The following is a 21,118-nucleotide window of genomic DNA, read 5'->3' as shown; positions in this document are numbered from 1 at the left end:
AGCCATGCAATACTGGTTGATGAAGTCTGAGCCCGACGAAGTCAGCATCGACGACGTGATGTCTGCCAAGGGCAAGACGGTGCCGTGGTTCGGCGTGCGCAACTACCAGGCCCGCAACTTCATGCGCGATGCGATGAAGGTTGGCGACGGCGTCCTGTTCTACCATTCTTCCTGTCCCGAGCCGGGCATTGCCGGCATCGCAGAAGTGGCCAGCGGGCCTTATCCCGACGCCACGCAGTTCGATCCCAAGAGCCATTATTACGATGCGAAGGCAACACAGGAGCAGCCGCGCTGGATTTCGGTCGACGTGAAGGGCGTGCGCAAGACCCGCCTGCTGTCCCTGGCGGAAATGCGTACGCTGCCGCAGCTCGAAGATATGGTGGTGCTGCAAAAAGGCAGCCGCCTGTCGATCACGCCGGTCACGCCGGCCCAGTGGAAGCATGTGATGGCGCTGCTGAAAGGCGATTGATGGATTGGAGCCTGGTCGGCATCCTGCTCCTGATGGGGGCGGGCGGCGGATACGCAGCGGGTTTGCTGGGGATTGGCGGCGGAATGGTGCTGGTACCCTTCATCACCATGATCTTCACGGCCAAGGGCTTTGCGCCCGGGCTGGTGGTGCATATGGCAATTGCGACTTCGCTGGCGACGATCATGTTTACTTCCCTGTCATCGGTGCGTGCGCACCATCGGCATGGCGTCGTGCAGTGGCGCATTGTGGCGTTGATGGCGCCGGGCATCGTGCTTGGTTCGTGGATCGGGCCCTGGATCGGCAAGCAGATGAACGCTTCTGCGCTGGCGCTGCTGTTTGCGCTGTTCGTCGCGTTTTCAGCGCTGCAGATGCTGCGCAACCGGAAGCCTTCCGCCGGGCGCGAATTGCCTGGCACGGCGGGCATGTTTGCCGCGGGCGGCGTGATCGGCACCGTGGCGGGGCTGGTGGGCGCGGGCGGAGGTTTCATCTCGGTGCCGTTCATGGCCTGGTGTAATGTGCGTATCCACCAGGCGGTGGCGACCAGCGCGGCGCTGGGCTTCCCGATCGCGCTTTCGGGCACCTTGTCGAATATTTACTTTGGCTGGTCGGAGCCGGGCCTGCCGCAGCATTCGCTGGGCTTCGTCTATTTGCCGGCGCTGGCCGTGATCGTGGCAGCCAGCGTAACCATGGCGCCGCTCGGCGCGCGCATGGCGCACAAAATGGATGTGGCGGCGCTCAAGCGGGTGTTTGCCGTGGTGCTGTTTGCACTGGCGGGATATATGTTCCATCACGCGTTCGCGTAGCGCATGCGTGGCGGCGCCCCGGCGGCAGCCGGACGTGCCGGGCTGATTGGAGGTGGCGATGCAGGATGCACGGGTCGGATGCTGGGCGCTGTTCAAGGTCTTCTCTCACATGGCGATGCAGGGCTTTGGCGGCGTGCTGCCCTTTGCCTACCGCCACCTGGTCGAACGCACGCAGTGGCTGAGCGCCGCTGAATTCGGCCAGCTCCTCAGCATCGCGCAGCTGCTGCCCGGGCCCACGATCTGCAACCTGTCAGTGATGGTCGGCCAGCGCTACGCCGGCGTGGCAGGCGGTTTTGCCGCGCTGGCCGGCCTCCTGCTCGGCCCATTCTTCATCGTGATCGCGCTTGGCGCGGCCTACCAGGAGCTGGCGCACCATCCGCTGTTCATCAACGCCATGCGCGGCATGGCTGCCGCAGCGTCGGGCCTGATCCTCGCGACTGCACTCAAGCTCGCAGTGGGCATGTTGCGCGGCACCGCCCGGCGCGGCCGCCGCATGGCGCAGGTCGCGCTGTTGGCGGCGGCATTCGTCGGCCTGGGCGTGGCGAAGGTCGGACTCATCACGGTGGTTGCCACGCTGGTGCCGATCGGCTTCCTGCTATTCGCCTTCGTCTGGAGTAAGCCATGAACGAAGAAGTCAAACTGGGCGGCCTGGCCTGGCACCTGGCTGTGCTGTCGCTGACGGCAATCGGCGGCGGCGTGGTGCTGGTCGCGCCGGACGTGCACCATTACGTCTCCGTGCAAAACCATTGGCTGACCGACGAACAGTTCGCCGCAATGTACGCCCTGGCGCAAGCAGCCCCCGGCCCGAACCTGCTGTTCGTCACGCTGATCGGCTGGATGATCAAGGGCTGGCTGGGTGCGGTCGTCGTCACGCTGGCGGCCATCGTGCCTTCGTCTTGCCTGGTTTTGGCTTTGGGGACGGTGATCAACCGCCATGGCGGCGGAGGAGGACGCTGGGCCGGCGCGCTGCGCGATGCGCTGGCGCCGCTGGCGGCCGGCATGCTGGCCGGCGCCGCCTGGACTTTCCTGAGTGTGGCCGGCGCCGGATGGCGCGGCATCGTGCTGGCGCTGGCCGCCGCGGCGGCGGCCTATGCGACCAAGCTGAATCCCTTGTGGCTGATTGCCTTAGGCGCGCTGGCCGGCGCTATCGGGCTGGTTTGAGCGGTACGCCCATACCAGCATGATGACGGCGCCGATAATCATCGGCAGCGACAGCATCTGGCCTGAAGTGATCGGCAGGCCGGCCACGGTGATTTCCCAGTCCGGCGTGCGGAACCACTCGGTGAAGAAACGCGCGCAGCCGTACAGCAGCACGTACAGCGCACCGACTGCCAGGCGAGGGCGGGCCTTGCGCGCGAACGGCCACAGGATGCAGAACACCAGGATGCCGTCGACCAGCATCTGGTAGATCGCCGAGGGGTGGCGCGGCATCGGGCCTGCGTTCGGGTAGATCATCGCCCATGGCAGGTTCGGATCGCTGACAATGCGCCCCGGCAGTTCGGCGTTGATGAAATTGCCCATGCGGCCGGCGGCATAGCCGAGCGGCACCAGCGGCGCGATGAAGTCATACACGTCCAGCAGGTTGCGCTTGCGTTTGCGCGCCCACAGCGCCATGCCGATCAATACGCCCAGGAAGCCGCCGTGGAAGCTCATGCCGCCTTCCCACACTTTGAAGATGCGCAGCGGCGTCAGCAGCATTTCCGGCTGGTAGAAGAACACTTCGCCCAGGCGGCCGCCCACAATGACGCCCAGCATTCCGTAGAACAGCATGTCGTCCAGGTCTTCCTTGGTCCACCCTTGCGCGGCAATGTGCGGCTGCTTGATGCGCACGCGGCCCAGCGCAATGAACATGGCAAAGGCCAGCACGTACATCAGGCCATACCAGTGGATCGCCACAGGACCCAGGTGGACGGCGACCGGATCGGGCATTGGATGCATTAACGGCATTCAGATTCTCTTTCTCATCAATTCCAAAAAGCCGCGCAGCACGGGCGAGGCATTGTCGCGCCGCCAGGCCAGGCCGGTTTCCACCAGCGGCGTGCTCTGGACCAGGGGCAGGTATTCCACGCCCGGCCGGCGCAAATTCGACACGGATTGTGGCACAAGTGCGATACCCATGCCAGCCGAAACGAGGCTGACGATGGTCTGCATCTGGATCGCTTCCTGCCCCACCTCGGCGGTGATGCCTGCCTCGCGGAACACCGACAGGATGGCGTCGTATAGGCCGGGCGAGATATGGCGCGGGAATATGATCAGGGGCAGGCCTGCCAGCTTGCGCAAGTCGGCGGTACGCGCCCGCGCCAGTGCAGGCAGTCCCGCGGGTGCGGCCAGCACCAGCGGTTCGCTCAGGACGGGCAGGTAGTCGAGTTCCTGCCGTGCGCGGTCGGGCAGGGGCGGGATCAGCAGGCCGGCGTCCACACGGCCTTCCAGCAGATCGTCCAGTTGCAGGTCGGAGGTGGCTTCCTTCAGGGTGATCTCTACCTGCGGGAATTCGGCGCGATAAGCCTGCAGCGTCGGTGGCAGCACGCTGTAGTCGGCGGACGACACGAAAGCCAGCGACAGGCGCCCGCTGGCGCCGCTGGCTGCGCGCTGCACCAGCACCGGCAGGGCTGCAGACTGTTCGAGCAGGCGGCGCGCCTCAGGCAGCAATGCTTCGCCGGCCGCGGTCAGCGCCACGCCGCGCCGGTTGCGCTCGAACAGCGGTGCGCCCAGCATCTCCTCCAGCGCCATGATGGTCTGCGACAGCGGCGGTTGCGTCATGTGGAGGCGGCGCGCGGCGCGGCCGAAATGCAGTTCCTCGGCGACCGTGGCGAAATAGCGCAGCTGGCGAAGTTCGATATTCATTCGCAAAGAATATCACAGTAGCGATTATCATATATTTGACAACTCGTCAGGGCCAAGGCAACCTTGGACTCTTACTGAGGAGACCCCACCATGCCGCAATACCGTTCCTACACCACCACCCAAGGCCGCAATATGGCAGGCGCGCGCGCCCTGTGGCGTGCCACCGGCATGAAAGATGGCGATTTCAACAAACCGATCATCGCCGTGGTCAATTCCTTCACCCAGTTCGTGCCGGGCCACGTCCACCTGAAGGACCTGGGCCAGTTGGTTGCACGCGAGATCGAAGCAGCGGGCGGCGTAGCCAAGGAATTCAACACCATCGCCGTTGACGACGGCATCGCCATGGGCCACGGCGGCATGCTGTACTCGCTGCCCTCGCGCGACCTGATCGCCGACTCTGTCGAATACATGGTCAACGCGCACTGCGCCGACGCCATGGTCTGCATCTCCAACTGCGACAAGATCACCCCCGGCATGCTGATGGCAGCCATGCGCCTGAACATCCCGGCCGTCTTCGTCTCCGGCGGCCCGATGGAAGCGGGCAAGGTGATCAAGGCTGTCAACGGCGGCGAAAAGATCATCAAGCTGGACCTGGTCGACGCCATGATCAAGGCCGGCGACCGCACCGTATCCGATGCCGACGTGGCGGAAATCGAGCGCTCGGCCTGCCCGACCTGCGGTTCCTGCTCCGGCATGTTCACCGCCAACTCGATGAACTGCCTGACCGAAGCGCTGGGCCTGTCCCTGCCCGGCAACGGCACCATTGTCGCTACCCACAGCGACCGCAGGGAACTGTTCCTGCGCGCCGGCCGCCTGATCGTGGAAATCACCAAGCGCCACTACGAACAGGACGACTACAGCGTGCTGCCGCGCTCCATCGCCACCAAGGAAGCGTTCGAGAACGCGATGGCGCTGGACGTCTCCATGGGCGGTTCCACCAACACCGTGCTGCACCTGCTGGCAGCCGCGCACGAAGCGCAGGTGCCGTTCACCATGGCCGACATCGACCGCATCTCGCGCAAGGTGCCATGCCTGTGCAAGGTGGCGCCGATGACCGACAAGTTCCATATCGAAGACGTGCACCGCGCCGGCGGCATCACTGCCATCCTCGGCGAACTGGCGCGCGCCGGCCTGCTGGACACCACGCAGCACACGGTGCACAGCCCGACCATGGCCGAAGCCATTGAAAAGTACGACATCAAGCGCAGCGACGACGCGGCCGTGCACCAGCTGTTCCGCGCAGCGCCTGGCGGCGTGCCGACCCAGGTGGCGTTCTCGCAGTCCGAGCGCTATGCCTCCTCGGACCTGGACCGCAGCAGCGGCTGCATCCGCGACCTGGAGCACGCATATTCGAAGGACGGCGGCCTGGCGGTCCTGCACGGGAACATCGCCGAAAAAGGCTGCATCGTGAAGACCGCGGGCGTGGATGAATCGATCCTGAAATTCAGCGGCAAGGCACGCGTGTTCGAAAGCCAGGACGCTGCAGTGGAAGGCATTTTGGGCGACACCGTGCACGAAGGCGACGTGGTCATCATCCGCTACGAAGGCCCGAAAGGCGGCCCGGGCATGCAGGAAATGCTGTACCCGACCTCGTACATCAAGTCGAAAGGCCTGGGCAAGGCATGCGCGCTGTTCACCGATGGCCGTTTCTCCGGCGGCTCGTCCGGCCTGGTGATCGGCCACGCTTCGCCGGAAGCAGCCGAAGGCGGCGCCATCGGCCTGGTGGAAGAGGGCGACATGATCGACATCGACATCCCGGCGCGCACCATCAACCTGCGCGTGACGCCGGAGACGCTGGCACAGCGCCGCGCCGCAATGGAAGCGCGCGGCGCCGATGCCTGGAAACCGGTGAATCGCGAGCGCTACGTCTCGCAAGCCCTGCAAGCCTACGCCGCGCTCACCACCTCCGCCGACCGCGGCGCCGTGCGCGACCTCAGCCAGCTCGCTCGCAAATAAAAAGTCGGGGTCAGGTCTGGCAATCCGCCATCTTTTTCGCGATGCGAAAAAGATGGCGGATTGCCAGACCTGACCCCGACTTTCATCTACTGAAGTTAGTTCGGTACTGGGCTGGGGTGAAGCCGGTCAGGTCCTTGAACATGCGGCGCATGCCTGAATCGCTGCTGAAGCCCAGCTCAAGACTGATCGCGGTGGCGGACGCCCTGGTGTAAATCAGGCGTTCGCTCACCTGCTTTAGCTTGATGCGGCGGATGTAGGCTGCGGCCGGCATGCTGCTTGCCGCCAGGACCTTGCGCGCCAGCGTCCTCTCCGTCGTATGCAGCAGGTGCGCCACGCGCGCCAGCGTTGCGTCGCCTGCGTCCAATTGTTCGACGACCAGGTGCAGCTTGCGCAGCAGGGTGTCCTGCTGCTCAATCAGGTCGAGCAGGTGGAAGGCGAGATGCGTCTTTTCTTCCGGCCGCGGCAGCACCATCAGCCTGGTCAATTCGCGATAGGCTTCCTTGCCCAGCCGGTCCTCTATCAACGCCTGCACGATCGGCAAATACCCATTCACGCCCGAGGCCGTCGCGTTGCGTTCGTTGAATGCCAGCGTGCGCTCGAACTGCCAGCGCACCTTGCCGAAATTCGTTGCGGCGAATTCCGCCAGCCACCAGGTGATCGTTGCGGCCTGCCTGTCCAGCCGGCCGCTGCCTGCCGCCAGGCATACGCCGGTGCAGTAAGCCCAGAGCTGCACGCGGCGCGGCAGCGCGGCAAGCATGGTGACAAGGCCTGCATTGGCGTCCAGCGTGCGCGTAGCCTGGCCCAGCGACTGGCCCCAGAAGCCCGGCACCATCAAGGCATCCACTCCCGCTTCGTCCAGCGCTATCGCGGCGCGCAGCTGTTGGCCGTGCGCGCATTCGACCTTGCCGGCGCGGGCGGCGACAAAGAACGGTTCAAACAGCGCCTTGCCGGCCCGCAGGTTGGCGGCGTGCAGCAAGTCCATCGCGGCAAACAAGCCGGCAGGCAGGCAATTCGGGTAGAGCAGGAGGCCGATGCGCATGGCTGGAAATGGATGGATTGTGTCGGATCATGCCATTGTAGGGCGAGCCGCCCGGGCGCACAATTTCGGCATGAAGATCACTCAACTTCGCAACGCGACGGCCATTATCGAGTTTGGCCCATACAAAATACTCGTGGACCCCATGCTGGCGCCAAAGGGCGCGCTGCCGCCGCTCAAGCTGCTGGGAGAAAGGATGCGCAATCCGGTCGTCGAGCTGCCGCCGCTGACGGGAGGCATGCTGGAAACGGTCACGCATTGCCTGATTACGCACTGCCAGAAAGGCCACTTCGATCATCTGGACCGCGCCGCCAAAGCCTGGTTGCGTGGCAAGCAGATCCCCGTCATCTGTACGCCGCATGATGAGGGACACCTGCGCCAGCGCGGCCTGAACGTGCAGCCGCTGGCGCCGGGACATCACGAACCCCAGCCCTTCCTTGAAGGGCGCATCAGGACCGTGAACTGCCGCCACGGCAAAGGCCTGGTCAGCCTGATGATGGAACACGGTGTGGGTTATTTCATCGAGATGCCCGGAGAGCCGAGCCTGTACCTGTCCGGCGACACCATCCTGACGCAGGAAGTGCTGGATTTCCTGGCGCGGCACCAGCCCGACGTCAGCGTCGTACCGGCTGGCGGCGCCAGGTTCGACCTGGGCCACGAAATCATCATGGGAATCGAAGAGGTGCTGCAGTTCGCCCGCGCCACGAAGGGCATCGTGGTGGCAAACCATCTTGAAGCCTTGAGCCACTGCCCGGTTCAGCGGGCAGCGCTACAAGAACAGGCGCTGCGTGCAGGCCTGGCCAGCCGCGTCGTCGTGCCCGCGGATGGCGAAACCCTTACTTACGCTTCTTCAGGTCGTCGAACGCCTTCTTGACGCGATCCTTGCGGCGTTGCTCGTCGACGTTGTGGGCCTTGCGCTTGTCGAGGCCCAGCATCGGCTCGATCACTTCGAAAAAGACAAAGGCAATGGCCATGATGCCGCCGATCCACCACCACGACAGGTCGGCGAACTTCCAGACTTCAAAGTACTTCAGTGCCACGAGGGCGATAATCAATAAGATAATGGGCATGGAAAACTCCTTAGTATTCCATCATAGCAATATCCAGCTAACGGTCAACCCATAATACGCAGCGCGCGTTGTGGAGTAGAATTGTGTCAGTTTTTTTCCTGGAGATGAAAATGAAACGTTCACTGTTGGTTGGTTTCGTGGTTACCGCGGCTTTCTCGTCGCAGGCTGCTTTTGCAAACGCTGACCTGGCCAAGGCCAAAAACTGCATGGCTTGCCACGCAGTGGCCACCAAGCTGGTTGGCCCGGCTTACAAGGACGTCGCTGCCAAGTACGCCGGCCAGAAAGATGCTGAAGCCAAGCTGGTTGCGAAAGTCATGAAGGGCGGTTCCGGCGTCTGGGGCGCAGTCCCGATGCCAGCCAACCCGCAGGTTAGCGAGGCGGAAGCCAAGACCCTGGTGAAGTGGGTCCTGTCGCAGAAATGACGCAAGCACAGCGTAAAAAAGCCGGGCTAGCCCGGCTTTTTTTATTACTTGATGACTTCGATGCGCGTTTTCTTGTCGGCCTTGTAGCCAAACAACGTCAGCGCCCCATCCTTGATATCCCCCTTGGCGTCGAAGGCAATGGTGCCGCTGATGCCGTCATGCCTGACCTTCTTCAGGAAGGGCAGGTACTTGGCCGGATCGGTCGACTTGGCGTCGGCCATGGCGTGGGCAATTGCCATCGTTGCATCGTAGGCGTACGGGGCGTAGATCTGCACGTCGTAGCCGTAGCGCTTCTTGAAGCGGCCGGCAAATTCGTCCAGCTTTTTCTCCTGCTCCGGCGTCACGCCGCCGGCTTCGGCGCACACCACCACGTCGTCGGCGCCACCCGACAGTTTCGGCAGCGCTTCGGTGCAGATGCCGTCGCCGCCCATCAGCTTGGCCTTGATGCCGAGCGCCTTCATCTGGCGCAGCAGCGGGCCGCCCACCGAGTCCATGCCGCCGAAGAACACCAGGTCCGGGTTCTTGGAACGGATCGAGGTCAGGATGGCGTTGAAATCGGTCGACTTGTCGGTGGTGAACTGCTTGTCCACGATCTGCACGCCGGCGCCTTTCTTGGCTTCCTTCAGGAATTCGGCTGCCACGCCCTGGCCGTAGGCGGTGCGGTCGTCGATCACGGCGATGCGCTTGGCGCCCAGTTTCTGCGTGGCGTACTTGCCCAGCGAGCTGCCCAGCTTGAAGTCGTTCGCCACCACGCGGAAGGTGGTGTTGAAGCCCTGGTTGGTGTACACCGGGCTGGTGGACGAAGCCGAAATCTGCGGAATGCCGGCGTCGTAGTAGATCTTGGATGCCGGAATGGTGGTGCCTGAATTCTGGTGGCCGATCACGCCCTGTACTTTGGCGTCGACCAGTTTCTGCGCTGCCGAAGTACCCTGTTTGGGGTCGCCGGCATCGTCTTCCGACACCATCTCGAACTTGACCGCCTTGCCGTTGACCTTGAATCCCTTGGCGTTCAAGTCTTCCACCGCCATGCGCACGCCGCTCTGGTTGTCCTTGCCCAGGTGGGCGGACTGGCCGGACAGCGGCCCGACGTAGCCGATCTTGACCACTTCCTGGGCGCTCGCGGCGCCGGCAAAGGCCAAGGCGATGGCTGCGATGATGGTTTTGGTTTGCATTGCACTTTCTCCTGAAACGAAAACGGGCCGCCATGCTGGCTGGCGGCCCACGGGCTCCCCCCGATAATTCTCGCGTACTGCGTTTGTTACTTGACCACTTCCATCTTGGTCTTGATGCCGCCCTTGTAGGTGAACAGGGTCAACGCACCATCTTTGATGTCGCCGAACGGGTCGAACTCGATCAGGCCGGTCACGCCTTGGTGCTTGATCTTGGCCAGCACCGGCAGGTACTTGGCCGGCTCGGACGAATTGGCTTTTTCCATGGCGTCCGCCATGGTCATGATGGCGTCGTAGACATACGGCGCGTACAGTTGCACTTCCTGGCCGTACTTCTTCTTGTAGCGGGCACGGAAGTCGTCCATGTTCTTCTGCATGTCGGCAGTCACGCCGCCGGCTTCGGCGCAGGTGACTACGCCATCGGCGGCAGCGCCGGCGGACAGGCGGTACAGCGCATCGGTGCAGACGCCGTCGCCACCCATGAATTTGGCATTGATGCCCAGCGCCTTCATCTGGCGCAGCAGCGGGCCGCCGACCGAGTCCATGCCGCCGAAGAACACCAGGTCCGGATTCTTGGACTTGATGTTGGTCAGGATGGCGTTGAAATCGGTGGCATTGGCGTTGGTGAATTCCTTGCCGACCACTTGCACGCCCGGCAGGGCTTTCTTGGCGCCTTTGACGAATTCGTCGGCAACGCCCTGGCCGTAAGCGGTGCGGTCGTCGATCACGGCGATCTTCTTGGCGCCCAGGTTCTTCACTGCATAGGCGCCGAGGGTGCCGCCCAGCTTGTTGTCGTTGGCAACTACGCGGAAGGCGGTGTTGAACTTCTGCTTGGTGTACACCGGCGAAGTGGCCGCCGGCGAAATCTGCGGGATGCCGGCGTCGTAGTAGATCTTGGAGGCCGGGATGGTGGTGCCGGAGTTCAGATGGCCGATCACGCCCTGGACCTTGGCGTCCACCAGCTTTTGCGCGGCGGTGGTGCCCTGTTTCGGGTCGCCCGCATCGTCTTCGAACTGCACCACGAACTTGACTGGCTTGCCGCCGATCTTGACGCCCTTGGCGGTCAGGTCCTCAACGGCCATGCGGGCGCCGTTTTCCATGTCCTTGCCCAGGTGCGAATTAGGGCCCGATACCGGGGCGACGTGGCCAATCTTGATAGTGTCCTGTGCGTAGGCGCTGCCGGCAAATGCCAGGGCAAGGGCGACAGGGATGAACTTGTTCTTGAACTGCATCGGGGGCTCCAGTCAAAAAGTCGGATTTGCCAGAGAAAATACAACAAAATCCCCGAATGGCAAAGAGGGAATTATTTCTGGCGGGTGGAACTGGCCTGCAGGTGCGTGATTTCCTGCTGCACGGCGCGGGTGACGATCTTGCCGATGGTGTCGTGCAGGCCATCGCGGATTTCCGCCGTCAGGGCCTGCAGGGCATGTTCCAGGACTTCGGCCATGCTGTCCTTGATGCGTTGCTCCAGCACGAAATCGACGCGGTTCGACAACTGCAGAAGCACCTGCTCGGAGACGCGGCGCTGCAGCGCTTCCCAGTCCACTGCATCACTCGGCGCGGGTTGCGCTTCGTCGGCCGGCGCCGCTGCAACGGCGGGCGCCGGCGGCGGCGCCTCGTCGTTCATGATTTCGGTCAGGACCGGGATGCTGGCGTCAAAAGGCTGGTTCATTAACTACTTGCCTACAGTGAGGTGTTTGAGCGGGAAATCCTGGCGCTTGTAGGCAGCATAGCGCAGGCGGCCCGCCGCTGCATCTTCCTCGTCGGAGGAGATGACTTCGATCAAACGCGCAAACGCCTCAAACTGCGCAGGAGCGCGGCGCGCCAGGTTGACCAGCAGTGCGGCTTCCGGCAGTTCTGTCGTGTCGCTGTCGGCCAGCACGATGGCGGAATCGGGTGCCAGCGGATCGTTGGCGTGGGCGTGCGGCAGGAAGTCGATGGCGGAGAAGGTCCACAGGGCCTTGTCCAGCTCCGCCAGTTGCGCTGCGTCTTCGGTCATCACGACGATGCGCGGCGTGCTGGCATACGCTTTACGCAGCAGGCGGCAGGCATAGGCAACCTTGTCCGGCACGCCGCTGTGGAAATCAATCTGCGTCATTGTTTCTTAATGCGTCTCAGAAGCGGAAGTTCGGCGGTGCGTTTTTAGGCGTTTCGCGTTCGCGCCGAGCCTTTTCCGCTGCGGCTGCTGCGCGGTCGGCTTCCGCCTTGCCGGCGGCTACTTCCTCGGCGCTCGGAGCGCGCGGCGGCGCGGCCGGCGTAGGCGGCGGGTTCGAATAACCCGGCGGCAGCATCTTCTCGGTCGGGTAGCCAGCCTGGGTCAGCGCGCTATCCCAGGCACCTTGCTCGAAGCCGATCTGGCGCGTGCGCCCGACCAGCAGGAATGGCACCTGGCCTTCGCTGCCGGCCTTTTTCATGGCATCGAAGTCGTCGTTGGTGGAAACCGTCTTTTCGCGGTACGGGATGCCGCGGTTGGCCAGCAGGGTGCGGGCCATATTGCAGCCGGCACCGCAGTTGGGGGTGGTGTACAGCACTACCGGACGGGCTCGCACCACCTCCGCCAGTTCGGCCGGCAACTCGGCGCCGCCGGCGCCGGCGGTGTTGTAGTTCTTTACTTCAGCCTTCTTGGCGGTGGCTGGCGGCGGCGTCTCCGTAAAGTGGGTGACGCCTTTTTCGTCCTTCCACTTGTACATCTGGGCGTGCGCCGCGCTGGCAGTCAGCAGCAGCAAAAGCAGGGCAGCGCGTTTCATTGACTTTCTATCTCCATTAAGCCGCCATGCCGCTGTGGCGCAGCAGGGCGTCGATGCTCGGCTCACGGCCGCGGAATGCGGTGAACGACTCCAGTGCCGGGCGCGAACCGCCGACGGCCAGGATCTCCTGCTGGAAGCGTTTACCAGTTTCTGTGGACAGTTTGCCGCCGTCCAGCGCCGCCGCTTCCTCGAAGGCTGCGTAGGCGTCGGCAGACAGTACTTCCGCCCACTTATAGCTATAGTATCCCGCCGCATAGCCTCCGGCAAAGATATGGCCGAAGGAATGTTGGAATCGGTTGAAACTTGGCGGGATGATAACGGCGAACTTGCGGCGCACTTCGTCGATCACGTCCTGCACCGATTTGGTGCCGGATGGCTGGAAATCGTAGTGCAGCAGCATGTCGAGCAGGGCGAATTCCACCTGGCGCAGGGTCTGCAGGCCGGACTGGAAGTTCTTGGCCGCCAGCATGCGGTCGTACAGGGCGCGCGGCAGCGGCAGGCCGCTCTTCACGTGGGCGCTCATATGGCTCAGCACATCCCATTCCCAGCAGAAGTTCTCCATGAACTGCGATGGCAGCTCGACAGCATCCCATTCGACGCCGGAAATGCCGGACACCGCCAGCTCTTCAACCTGGGTCAGCATGTGGTGCAGGCCATGGCCGAATTCGTGGAACAGCGTGATCACTTCATCGTGGGTGAACAGCGATGGCTGCGGCACGCCGTCCACCACCAGCGGTTCGGTGAAATTGCAGGTCAGATAGGCGACCGGAGTTTGCAGCTCGCCGTTCTTGATGCGGCGGCCGCGCGCGTCGTCCATCCAGGCGCCGCCGCTCTTGCCTTCGCGGGCGTACAGGTCCAGGTAGAACTGGCCTACCAGCACGCCATCGCGTTCGATGCTGTAGAAGCGCACGTCCTTGTGCCAGACCGGGGCGCTGTCCGGACGGATGCTGACGCCGAACAGGGTTTGCACCAGCTTGAACAGGCCGTCCACGACTTTATGCTCGGGAAAGTACTGCTTCACTTCCTGCGCCGAGAAGGAGTACAGGTGCTGCTGCAGCTTTTCGGAAGCGTAGGGCAGGTCCCACGATTGCAGGTTGTCGATGCCCAGTTCCTTGCTGGCGTAGGCCTGCAGTTCGGCCAGGTCTTTTTCGGCGAACGGGCGAGCGCGTTTGGCCAGGTCTTCCAGGAACTCGATGACCTGTTCCGGCGACTTGGCCATTTTCGGCACCAGCGAGACTTCGGCGAAGTTTTTGTAGCCGAGCAGGCCGGCTTCTTCCGCGCGCAGTGTCAGCAGGGTGGCGATATTAGCGGTGTTGTCCCAATCGTCACGCTTGCTGAACGCATCGCCAAGGTCGGAAGCCTTGGTGGCGTTGGCACGGTAGACCTTTTCGCGCAGCGCGCGGTTGTCGCAGAACTGCAGGATCGGGTAATAGGAAGGGAAGTGCAGGGTGAACAGCCAGCCTTGTTTGCCGTCTTTTTCGGCCAGCGCCTTGGCGGCAGCCTTGGAATCGTCGGGCAGGCCGCGCAGTTCGGCTTCGTCCTCCACCAGCAGTTTCCAGTCATTGGTGGCGTCCAGCACGTTCTCGCTGAAGCGGGTGCTGGTGGCGGCGTGTTCTTCCTGGATTGCAGCGAAGCGTTCCTTCTTGTCGGCCGGCAGTTCGGCGCCGCCCATGCGGAAGTCGCGGATCGCGTTGTCGACGATGCGCTGGCGTGCCGGTGACAGGGTGGCGAATTCCGCGCTGGCGCGCAAGGCCTTGTATTTGGCGAACAGCGCCTCGTTCTGGGCCAGGGCGGTCCAGAACTCGGTCACTTTCGGCAGGTTTTCGTTGTAGGTGGCGCGCAGCTCGGGCGTATCCACCACGTTGTTCAGGTGACTGACGATGCCCCAGGCGCGGCCCAGCAGCTCGGTGGAATTCTCCAGCGGGGTGACGAAGTTATCCCAGGTTACCTGGTCGCTTGGCGCTTCCAGTTGCGCCACGGCGGCGCGGTTCTTTTCAAGCAGGTGCTCGATTGCGGGAGTGACGTGTTCGGGCTTGATTGCATCGAAACGCGGCAAGCCGCTAAAGTCCAGCAGGGGATTGTCAGTCATTTTTGCTCCTCAAAGCCCTAAAATCCGGGTCAGACCCAAGGGACTCGGCGTCCCCGTCAGACCCACTATATGCATACACTACAGAGTTGGTTCTAAGCCCTTGGCGTTCGTCGAAAGTCAAAGGCGCACAACCAAACCCGCAGCAGCGGCGCTGACTGGGTCTGACCCTTGGGTCAGACCCAGGTTTACCGGTTTAAGCGCGCTCCGCCGATTCAATGGTATTCATCAGCAGCATGGTAATGGTCATCGGCCCCACGCCACCCGGCACCGGCGTGATATGCGAAGCCACTTCCTTGATGCCCGCAAAGTCCACGTCGCCGCACAGCTTGCCGTTTTCGTCGCGGTTGATGCCGACGTCGATCACGATGGCGCCCGGCTTTACCATATCAGCAGACAGGGTATTGCGGCGGCCAGTTGCAGCCACCACGATATCGGCCTGGCGGGTGTGATAGCCCAGGTCCGCCGTTCCGCTATGGCAGATGGTGACGGTGGCATTAGCTTGCAAGAGCAGCAGGCCCATTGGCTTGCCAACGGTGTTGGAACGGCCAATCACGACAGCATGCTTGCCCTTCAGCGAAACGCCGGTCGATTCGATCAGCTTCATGCAGCCGTAAGGCGTGCATGGCAGGAAGCCTTCCAGGCCGGTCATCAGTTCACCGGCGCTCAGCACCGAGTAGCCGTCCACGTCCTTGGTAGTAGCAATGGCCTCGATCACCTTGTGCGGGTCGATGTGCTTGGGCAGCGGCATCTGCACCAGGATGCCGTGGATGCTTGGGTCGGCATTCAGGGTGGCGATGCGTTCGAGCAGGGCTTGCTCGGTCATGTCTGCAGCGTATTGCTCTTTCACGGAGCGGATGCCGGCGTCTTCGCATGCCTTGACCTTGTTGCGCACGTAGACGTGGCTGGCCGGGTCGTCGCCGACCAGGATCACGGCCAGGCCAGGCTGTTTGCCCTTGGCGGTCAGTGCCGCGGCGCGGGAAGCGATTTCAGCGCGCAGTTTTTGGGAGAGTGCTACTCCGTCGATCAGTTGTGCAGACATGATTGCTTGGATTGGTGGAATGGAAAGTCGCCATTATAAATGGTGGCGGCCTTGTCCTGCACTGCACATGATTGTAAGCTTGCCAACAAATGATCTCTTATCAGTTCCTGATCGACGCCCAGCTGCGTCCCGACAAGACGCCGGATTTCTCGGCTTACCCCTTCTGCCTGCCCGCCGTGCGCCACCTCGGCCGCCTCGAATTCGACCCGGCGGTGACGTTCATCGTCGGCGAAAACGGCTCAGGCAAGTCGACTTTGCTGGAGGGCCTGGCCGTCGCGCTGGGCTTCAACGCGGAAGGCGGCAGCAAAAACTTCAACTTCAGCACCCGCGAATCACATTCATGCCTTCATGAATACTTGCGCATTGGGCGTGGTGCGCGCATGCCGAAGGACGGCTATTTCCTGCGAGCCGAGAGCTTTTTCAATGTGGCCACCGCGATCGAAGACCTGGACGTTGGCCGTTCGTACGGCGAACGCCCGCTGCATGAACAATCCCATGGCGAATCGTTTCTCGCGTTGCTGGAGAACCGGTTTGGCGGCAAAGGTCTTTACATCCTCGACGAGCCCGAGGCGGCACTGTCGCCGCAGCGCCAGCTACGTGCCATGAAGCGCATCCATGAGCTGGTGCAGGAAGGTTCGCAATTCGTGATCGCGACCCATTCTCCGATCCTGATGGCTTATCCGGAGGCCAGCATCTTCGTCTGCACGCCGGAAGGCATCCGGCAGCGCGCCTACGAAGACACCGAGCACTATGAAGTCATGCACGAATTCATGGCCAATCCGCGCGGCGTGCTCAAGAAGCTGCTAGAGACTCCGAAAGAACCCTGAACCGCACCCGCGGCACGGCGAAGCAGAAGGGTGTGCCCGCCCCGGCGCCAGCCATCGGGCAGTTCACCGATTCAGCCACCAACGGCAGCGCCTCATCGAGCGGAATCGGCAGGCTGATCGCAGATTCCACCATGCGGCCAAGCCCAGGAACCTCGATCACCGCCATGTGCTGGCACGCGAGGAAGGCGACTGCCTCGTCCCAGTTGGCGAAAGCGCCGGCCAGGTCCGGCGGGAGGACGCGCTGACTGTTTGCTCGGGTTCGGGCTTCCAGCAGCGGTGCGCTGCCGGCTCCAGGCTCGATGCTGGTGAAGTATCCCTCTCCCTCGCGCGCGTGCACAAAGCGCCCGGGCAAGTGCGTCGGCAGGATATCGCTGAACATACGCGTGCCGAGCGCATGAAGCGCGCTATCCATGATATTCCGCACGAAGTAGACCTTGCCCGGTTCCTCCAGGTAGAAGCGCCAGTTGCTTTGCAAGGGCGATGGCATCAGACGGCGCGCCGGCCCCGCCAGCGCCGGACCAAAGTGTCCATGGCGATAGGTCAGGATGCTGAACGGGGTGAGGCCGTTGCGCTGCCACAAGCGCACGCCTACCGGCACCATTGCCTGCGCGTCCGCAGCATCCATCATCCAGGTCAGATAAACGACGTCGCGCACATCGCTTTCAAGCGTCAGGAACGGCAGGCGCGAAAACACCGCGCGGCGGGCGGTGGCGATGCGTCGGGAATTAGCGAGGCGGGCGAGCAGGCGGCCGGGGAGTCCCGGCGTTGGATGAATGTAATTGTTGGTCATATCACGATATCATAGGCGAATGAAGATAAAGGAGACAATCGCTCGCCTGGCCGCGTTGTTACTGGCATGCGCGGCGTTCGACGCCCGGGCGGTGGATGCCGTGATCTTCGACCGTGCCGCTTCGTCCGCCGACCTGCGGCGCGAGTATTCAAAAGCCTTGTTGCAGAAGGTGATGGAGCGTACGGCACCCGAATTCGGGCCGTACACCATTGAATACGCGGACGTCCATATGGAGCGTCCACGACTGCTCGAAGCGCTCAAGGACGGAAAGCTGATTAACGTAACGGCCTATCCGGCCGACGCCCAATGGCTCAAGACCCTGCGTGCGGTTCCAGTGCCGACCGACATGGGGCTGCAAAGCTGGCGCATTGCCCTGATCGACAGAAGGAATCAGGACCGAATGCGCAAGATGGCCCTGCCGCAGGGACTCAAGGACCTGACCGCCGGCGTTGGTTCTGTATGGGTAACGCGAGCTTCGCTGCAGGACAATGGCTTCAAGTACGTCACGGGCAGTAATTACATCGGCCTGTTCGATATGCTGATCGCTGGCCGTTTCGACTACTTCCCACGTGGTGTGAACGAGATCTTCCAGGAGTATGACTTGCGCAAGCAAGCCTTTCCCCAACTGGCGGTAGAGGACAGCATTCTGCTGCACGACAACATACCGTCGATGTTTTTCGTCTCGCCCAAGAACCCTCGCCTATATAAACGCATCCGCGCCGGCATGGAGTCGCTGCTGAAGGACGGCACGCTGGAGCGCTTCGTGCTCGAGCACCACCGCGCCGCTCTGCAGCGCGCCCAACTGTGCAAACGGCGCCGCGTCGACCTGCCGAACAAGGACATCGATCCCGCCATGCTTTCCCGCAGGGAGCTGTGGCTCGATCCCTTTAATCCGCGCCTGGGGCTCTGCCGCAAGTGACGGGGCGCGGGGCGCATCGTGCGCCGCCCGCCTGACCGAATCGCGATGATTGAAGCCGCCCGCACGGCTTGCGTCAAATTTCACATTGTAAAATCAACTTCCGCAATTTGAAAAATGGCGAATTCGCTGATAGAATCCTTCACACTTAGCCAAAGTCTTAATAAATAATCACCTGCACCGTCCGGAGCACACAGGGTGGGGCGCCTTCAATTGATAGGAGACTAGTTACATGTCAGCTCAACTTGACCAGGTCACGGCACAAACGGCCAACGATCCTGATGCACAGGAAACCAAAGAATGGCTGGAGGCGTTGGAAGCCGTCCTGGAAAACGAAGGCCCTGAACGTGCCCATTACCTGATGGAGCGACTGGTCGACCTGGCCCGCCGCCGCGGCGCCGATATCCCGTTCTCCGCCAATACCGCCTACGTCAACACCATCCCCGCCCACAAAGAAGCCCACTGCCCAGGCAACCTGGAATACGAAGAGCGCCTGCGCTCGTGGATGCGTTGGAACGCGATGGCAATGGTCGTCAAGGCCAACCGCGCGGACGGCGACCTGGGCGGCCACCTGTCCTCGTTCGCCTCGCTGGCGAACATGCTGGGCATCGGCTTCAACCACTTCTGGAAAGCCGAGAGCGCCGAGCACGGCGGCGACCTGCTGTACATCCAGGGCCACTCGTCGCCCGGCGTCTATGCGCGCGCCTTCCTGGAAGGCCGCCTGAGCGAAGAACAACTGCTGAACTTCCGCAAGGAAGTGGACGGCAAAGGGCTGTCCTCTTACCCGCACCCGAAACTGATGCCGGAATTCTGGCAATTCCCGACCGTATCGATGGGCCTGGGCCCGCTGATGGCGATCTACCAGGCGCGCTTCCTGAAGTACCTGCACGCACGCGGCATCGCCAACACCGACGGCCGCAAGGTCTGGGCCTTCTGCGGCGACGGCGAGATGGATGAACCGGAATCGATGGGCGCGATCGGCATGGCCGCCCGCGAACAGCTGGACAACCTGAACATCGTGGTCAACTGTAACCTGCAGCGCCTGGACGGTCCGGTGCGCGGCAACGGCAAGATCATTCAAGAGCTGGAAGCGGACTTCCGCGGCGCCGGCTGGAACGTTATCAAGGTCATCTGGGGCCCGGGCTGGGACAACCTGCTGGCACAGGACAAGGACGGCATCCTGCAGAAGGTGATGATGGAAACCGTCGACGGCGAATACCAGAACTACAAGGCCAAGGACGGCGCCTACGTGCGCAAGCACTTCTTCGGCAAGCATCCGAAGCTGCTGGAAATGGTGGCCAACATGTCGGACGACGACATCTGGCGACTGACCCGCGGCGGCCACGACCCGCACAAGATCTACGCCGCATTCAAGATGGCCAACGAATCCGTCGGCAAGCCAACCGTGCTGCTGGTGAAGACCGTCAAGGGCTTCGGCATGGGCAAATCCGGCGAAGCGCGCAACACCGCGCACCAGACCAAGAAGCTGGACGACGAGGCGATCCGCGAAATGCGCGACCGCTTCAACATCCCGATCCCGGACGACCAGCTGAAAGACATCCCGTTCTTCAAGCCGTCCGACGACGCGCCTGAAATGAAGTACCTGCACGAGCGCCGCAAGGCACTGGGCGGCTACCTGCCATCGCGCCGCACCAAGGCCGACGAGCAGCTGGTGGTGCCAGGCCTGGAGGCCTTCAAGGCCGTGACCGACCCGACCCCGGAAGGCCGCGAGATCTCCACAACCCAGGCCTACGTGCGTATCATCACCGCGCTGCTGCGCGACCAGTCGCTGGGCCAGCGCGTGGTGCCTATCCTGGTTGACGAGTCCCGTACCTTCGGTATGGAAGGCCTGTTCCGCCAGATCGGCATCTTCAACCAGCAAGGCCAGTTGTACGAGCCGGTCGACAAAGACCAGGTGATGTACTACCGCGAAGACAAGGCCGGCCAGATCCTGCAGGAAGGTATCAACGAAGCGGGCGGCATGAGCTCGTGGATCGCCGCGGCGACCTCGTACTCGAGCAACAACCGCGTGATGATCCCGTTCTTCACCTACTACTCTATGTTCGGCCTGCAGCGCGTTGGCGACCTGGCTTGGGCAGCGGGCGACATGCGCGCACGCGGCTTCCTGATGGCGGGTACCGCCGGCCGTACCACGCTGAACGGCGAAGGCCTGCAGCACGAAGATGGCCACAGCCACATCGTTGCAGCGACCATCCCGAACTGCGTACCGTACGACCCGACCTTCGGCCATGAACTGGCAGTCATCATTCAGGACGGCCTGCGCCGCATGGTGGGTGAGCAGGAAGACGTGTTCTACTACATCACCATCATGAACGAGAACTATGCCCACCCAGGCCTGAAGGCTGGCCAGGAAGAGGGCATCCTGAAGGGCATGTACCTGCTGCAAGAGGGCGACAAGTCCGCCAAGCAGCGCGTGCAGCTGGTCGGCTCGGGCACCATCCTGCGCGAATCCATCTTCGCTGCAGAACTGCTGAAGAACGACTGGAACATCGCTGCCGACGTCTGGTCCGCTCCTTCGCTGACACTGGTCGCCCGCGATGGCCAGGACTGCGAACGCTGGAACATGGTCAACCCGACCAAGGAACAGCGCGTGCCGTACGTGACCGGCCTGCTGAAGGACAGCACCGGCCCGATCGTTGCAACCACTGACTACATGCGTGCATTCGCTGAGCAGATCCGTCCTTACATGCCGGAAGGCCGCACCTACAAGGTGCTGGGCACCGATGGCTTTGGCCGTTCGGACAGCCGCGCCAAGCTGCGCGAGTTCTTCGAGGTGAACCGTTACTACATCACCGTCGCATCCCTGCGCGCCCTGGCGGACGAAGGCAAGATCGCGATGTCGGTGGTGGAAGACGCCATCAAGAAGTACGGCATCAACCCGAACAAGCCAAATCCGGTGACCCAATAAATAAGAAGACGG

22 protein-coding genes are annotated in these 21,118 nt (G+C 62.7%); 10 read left to right on the top strand and 12 right to left on the bottom strand.

Going from position 1 to position 21,118, the window contains the following annotated elements:
• Window positions 1-4: 4 nt before the first annotated feature.
• The 4 genes from ACN9MZ_RS24190 to ACN9MZ_RS24175 are packed head-to-tail and all read left to right on the top strand — an operon-like array spanning window position 5 to window position 2,433.
• On the top strand, window positions 5-469 hold the full coding sequence (locus ACN9MZ_RS24190) for an EVE domain-containing protein (protein ID WP_426164106.1): 465 nt from the start codon (window positions 5-7) through the stop codon (window positions 467-469).
• Window positions 469-1,272 carry a sulfite exporter TauE/SafE family protein gene (locus ACN9MZ_RS24185; protein ID WP_426339392.1) on the top strand — a complete coding sequence of 268 codons (804 nt, stop codon included), beginning with the start codon at window positions 469-471 and terminating at the stop codon, window positions 1,270-1,272. Before ACN9MZ_RS24190 ends, ACN9MZ_RS24185 begins: the two co-directional genes overlap by 1 nt.
• 58 nt (window positions 1,273-1,330) lie before the next feature.
• Complete coding sequence (locus tag ACN9MZ_RS24180; RefSeq protein WP_426339391.1) at window positions 1,331-1,897, top strand: chromate transporter; 567 nt, start codon at window positions 1,331-1,333, stop codon at window positions 1,895-1,897.
• Window positions 1,894-2,433: a chromate transporter gene (locus ACN9MZ_RS24175; protein WP_426339390.1), complete on the top strand. Its 540-nt coding sequence runs from the start codon at window positions 1,894-1,896 to the stop codon at window positions 2,431-2,433. The genes ACN9MZ_RS24180 and ACN9MZ_RS24175 overlap by 4 nt, the downstream gene beginning before the upstream one ends.
• On the opposite strand, the gene lgt is transcribed toward ACN9MZ_RS24175, so the two are convergent.
• A complete protein-coding gene (gene lgt, locus ACN9MZ_RS24170) occupies window positions 2,398-3,219 on the bottom strand; it encodes a prolipoprotein diacylglyceryl transferase (RefSeq protein WP_426339389.1) in 822 nt (273 codons plus the stop codon). The genes ACN9MZ_RS24175 and lgt overlap by 36 nt on opposite strands.
• Window positions 3,220-4,116, bottom strand: coding sequence for a LysR family transcriptional regulator (locus ACN9MZ_RS24165; protein WP_426339388.1), 897 nt, complete (start codon window positions 4,114-4,116; stop codon window positions 3,220-3,222).
• A 90-nt stretch (window positions 4,117-4,206) separates the two neighbouring features.
• Between ACN9MZ_RS24165 and ilvD the strand changes: the two genes are divergently transcribed.
• Window positions 4,207-6,072 (top strand): dihydroxy-acid dehydratase, encoded by a 1,866-nt coding sequence (ilvD, locus tag ACN9MZ_RS24160; protein ID WP_426339387.1) that lies wholly within the window; start codon window positions 4,207-4,209, stop codon window positions 6,070-6,072.
• An 82-nt stretch (window positions 6,073-6,154) separates the two neighbouring features.
• Here the strand turns inward: ilvD and ACN9MZ_RS24155 are convergent, their stop codons facing one another.
• Window positions 6,155-7,111: a GlxA family transcriptional regulator gene (locus ACN9MZ_RS24155; protein ID WP_426339386.1), complete on the bottom strand. Its 957-nt coding sequence runs from the start codon at window positions 7,109-7,111 to the stop codon at window positions 6,155-6,157.
• Window positions 7,112-7,181: 70 nt separating this feature from the next.
• Between ACN9MZ_RS24155 and ACN9MZ_RS24150 the strand changes: the two genes are divergently transcribed.
• On the top strand, window positions 7,182-7,982 hold the full coding sequence (locus ACN9MZ_RS24150; RefSeq protein WP_426339385.1) for an MBL fold metallo-hydrolase: 801 nt from the start codon (window positions 7,182-7,184) through the stop codon (window positions 7,980-7,982).
• Here the strand turns inward: ACN9MZ_RS24150 and ACN9MZ_RS24145 are convergent.
• Complete coding sequence (locus ACN9MZ_RS24145; RefSeq protein ID WP_426164085.1) at window positions 7,945-8,178, bottom strand: TIGR04438 family Trp-rich protein; 234 nt, start codon at window positions 8,176-8,178, stop codon at window positions 7,945-7,947. The two genes, ACN9MZ_RS24150 and ACN9MZ_RS24145, sit on opposite strands and share 38 nt — an antisense overlap.
• 110 nt (window positions 8,179-8,288) lie before the next feature.
• On the opposite strand from ACN9MZ_RS24145, the gene ACN9MZ_RS24140 reads away from it, so the two are divergent.
• Window positions 8,289-8,600 carry a c-type cytochrome gene (locus ACN9MZ_RS24140; protein WP_426339384.1) on the top strand — a complete coding sequence of 104 codons (312 nt, stop codon included), beginning with the start codon at window positions 8,289-8,291 and terminating at the stop codon, window positions 8,598-8,600.
• Window positions 8,601-8,644: 44 nt separating this feature from the next.
• On the opposite strand, the gene ACN9MZ_RS24135 is transcribed toward ACN9MZ_RS24140, so the two are convergent.
• The 7 genes from ACN9MZ_RS24135 to folD form a co-directional block, all read right to left on the bottom strand.
• On the bottom strand, window positions 8,645-9,772 hold the full coding sequence (locus tag ACN9MZ_RS24135; RefSeq protein WP_426339383.1) for a branched-chain amino acid ABC transporter substrate-binding protein: 1,128 nt from the start codon (window positions 9,770-9,772) through the stop codon (window positions 8,645-8,647).
• A gap of 86 nt (window positions 9,773-9,858) precedes the next feature.
• Entirely contained in the window at window positions 9,859-11,001 is a 1,143-nt protein-coding gene (locus tag ACN9MZ_RS24130) for a branched-chain amino acid ABC transporter substrate-binding protein (RefSeq protein ID WP_426339382.1), read from the bottom strand.
• A gap of 71 nt (window positions 11,002-11,072) precedes the next feature.
• The gene (locus ACN9MZ_RS24125) at window positions 11,073-11,441 is read right to left on the bottom strand and encodes a hypothetical protein (RefSeq protein WP_426339381.1); all 369 of its coding nucleotides are present in this window, start codon (window positions 11,439-11,441) and stop codon (window positions 11,073-11,075) included.
• 3 nt (window positions 11,442-11,444) lie between these two features.
• Window positions 11,445-11,867, bottom strand: coding sequence for a DNA polymerase III subunit chi (locus ACN9MZ_RS24120; protein WP_426339380.1), 423 nt, complete (start codon window positions 11,865-11,867; stop codon window positions 11,445-11,447).
• 16 nt (window positions 11,868-11,883) lie between these two features.
• Entirely contained in the window at window positions 11,884-12,516 is a 633-nt protein-coding gene (locus ACN9MZ_RS24115) for a DUF4124 domain-containing protein (protein ID WP_426339379.1), read from the bottom strand.
• A 16-nt stretch (window positions 12,517-12,532) separates the two neighbouring features.
• Window positions 12,533-14,605 carry a M3 family metallopeptidase gene (locus ACN9MZ_RS24110; RefSeq protein ID WP_426339378.1) on the bottom strand — a complete coding sequence of 691 codons (2,073 nt, stop codon included), beginning with the start codon at window positions 14,603-14,605 and terminating at the stop codon, window positions 12,533-12,535.
• 193 nt (window positions 14,606-14,798) lie between these two features.
• Window positions 14,799-15,644, bottom strand: coding sequence for a bifunctional methylenetetrahydrofolate dehydrogenase/methenyltetrahydrofolate cyclohydrolase FolD (folD, locus tag ACN9MZ_RS24105; RefSeq protein WP_426339377.1), 846 nt, complete (start codon window positions 15,642-15,644; stop codon window positions 14,799-14,801).
• Window positions 15,645-15,733: 89 nt separating this feature from the next.
• Here folD and ACN9MZ_RS24100 point away from each other — a divergent pair, with 89 nt between their 5' ends.
• Complete coding sequence (locus tag ACN9MZ_RS24100; RefSeq protein ID WP_426339376.1) at window positions 15,734-16,471, top strand: AAA family ATPase; 738 nt, start codon at window positions 15,734-15,736, stop codon at window positions 16,469-16,471.
• On the opposite strand, the gene ACN9MZ_RS24095 is transcribed toward ACN9MZ_RS24100, so the two are convergent.
• Entirely contained in the window at window positions 16,437-17,261 is an 825-nt protein-coding gene (locus tag ACN9MZ_RS24095) for a DUF2071 domain-containing protein (RefSeq protein WP_426339375.1), read from the bottom strand. The genes ACN9MZ_RS24100 and ACN9MZ_RS24095 overlap by 35 nt on opposite strands.
• Before the next feature lie 19 nt (window positions 17,262-17,280).
• Here ACN9MZ_RS24095 and ACN9MZ_RS24090 point away from each other — a divergent pair, with 19 nt between their 5' ends.
• Both ACN9MZ_RS24090 and aceE read left to right on the top strand, forming a co-directional pair.
• Window positions 17,281-18,180: a hypothetical protein gene (locus tag ACN9MZ_RS24090; RefSeq protein ID WP_426339374.1), complete on the top strand. Its 900-nt coding sequence runs from the start codon at window positions 17,281-17,283 to the stop codon at window positions 18,178-18,180.
• Window positions 18,181-18,409: 229 nt separating this feature from the next.
• Entirely contained in the window at window positions 18,410-21,106 is a 2,697-nt protein-coding gene (gene aceE, locus ACN9MZ_RS24085) for a pyruvate dehydrogenase (acetyl-transferring), homodimeric type (protein ID WP_426339373.1), read from the top strand.
• The last annotated feature ends 12 nt before the right edge of the window (window positions 21,107-21,118 follow it).

The organism is Pseudoduganella sp. S-14 (genome assembly GCF_049913285.1).
Classification (GTDB): domain Bacteria; phylum Pseudomonadota; class Gammaproteobacteria; order Burkholderiales; family Burkholderiaceae_D; genus Rugamonas.
This window is presented reverse-complemented; position numbering and strand designations above follow the sequence as displayed.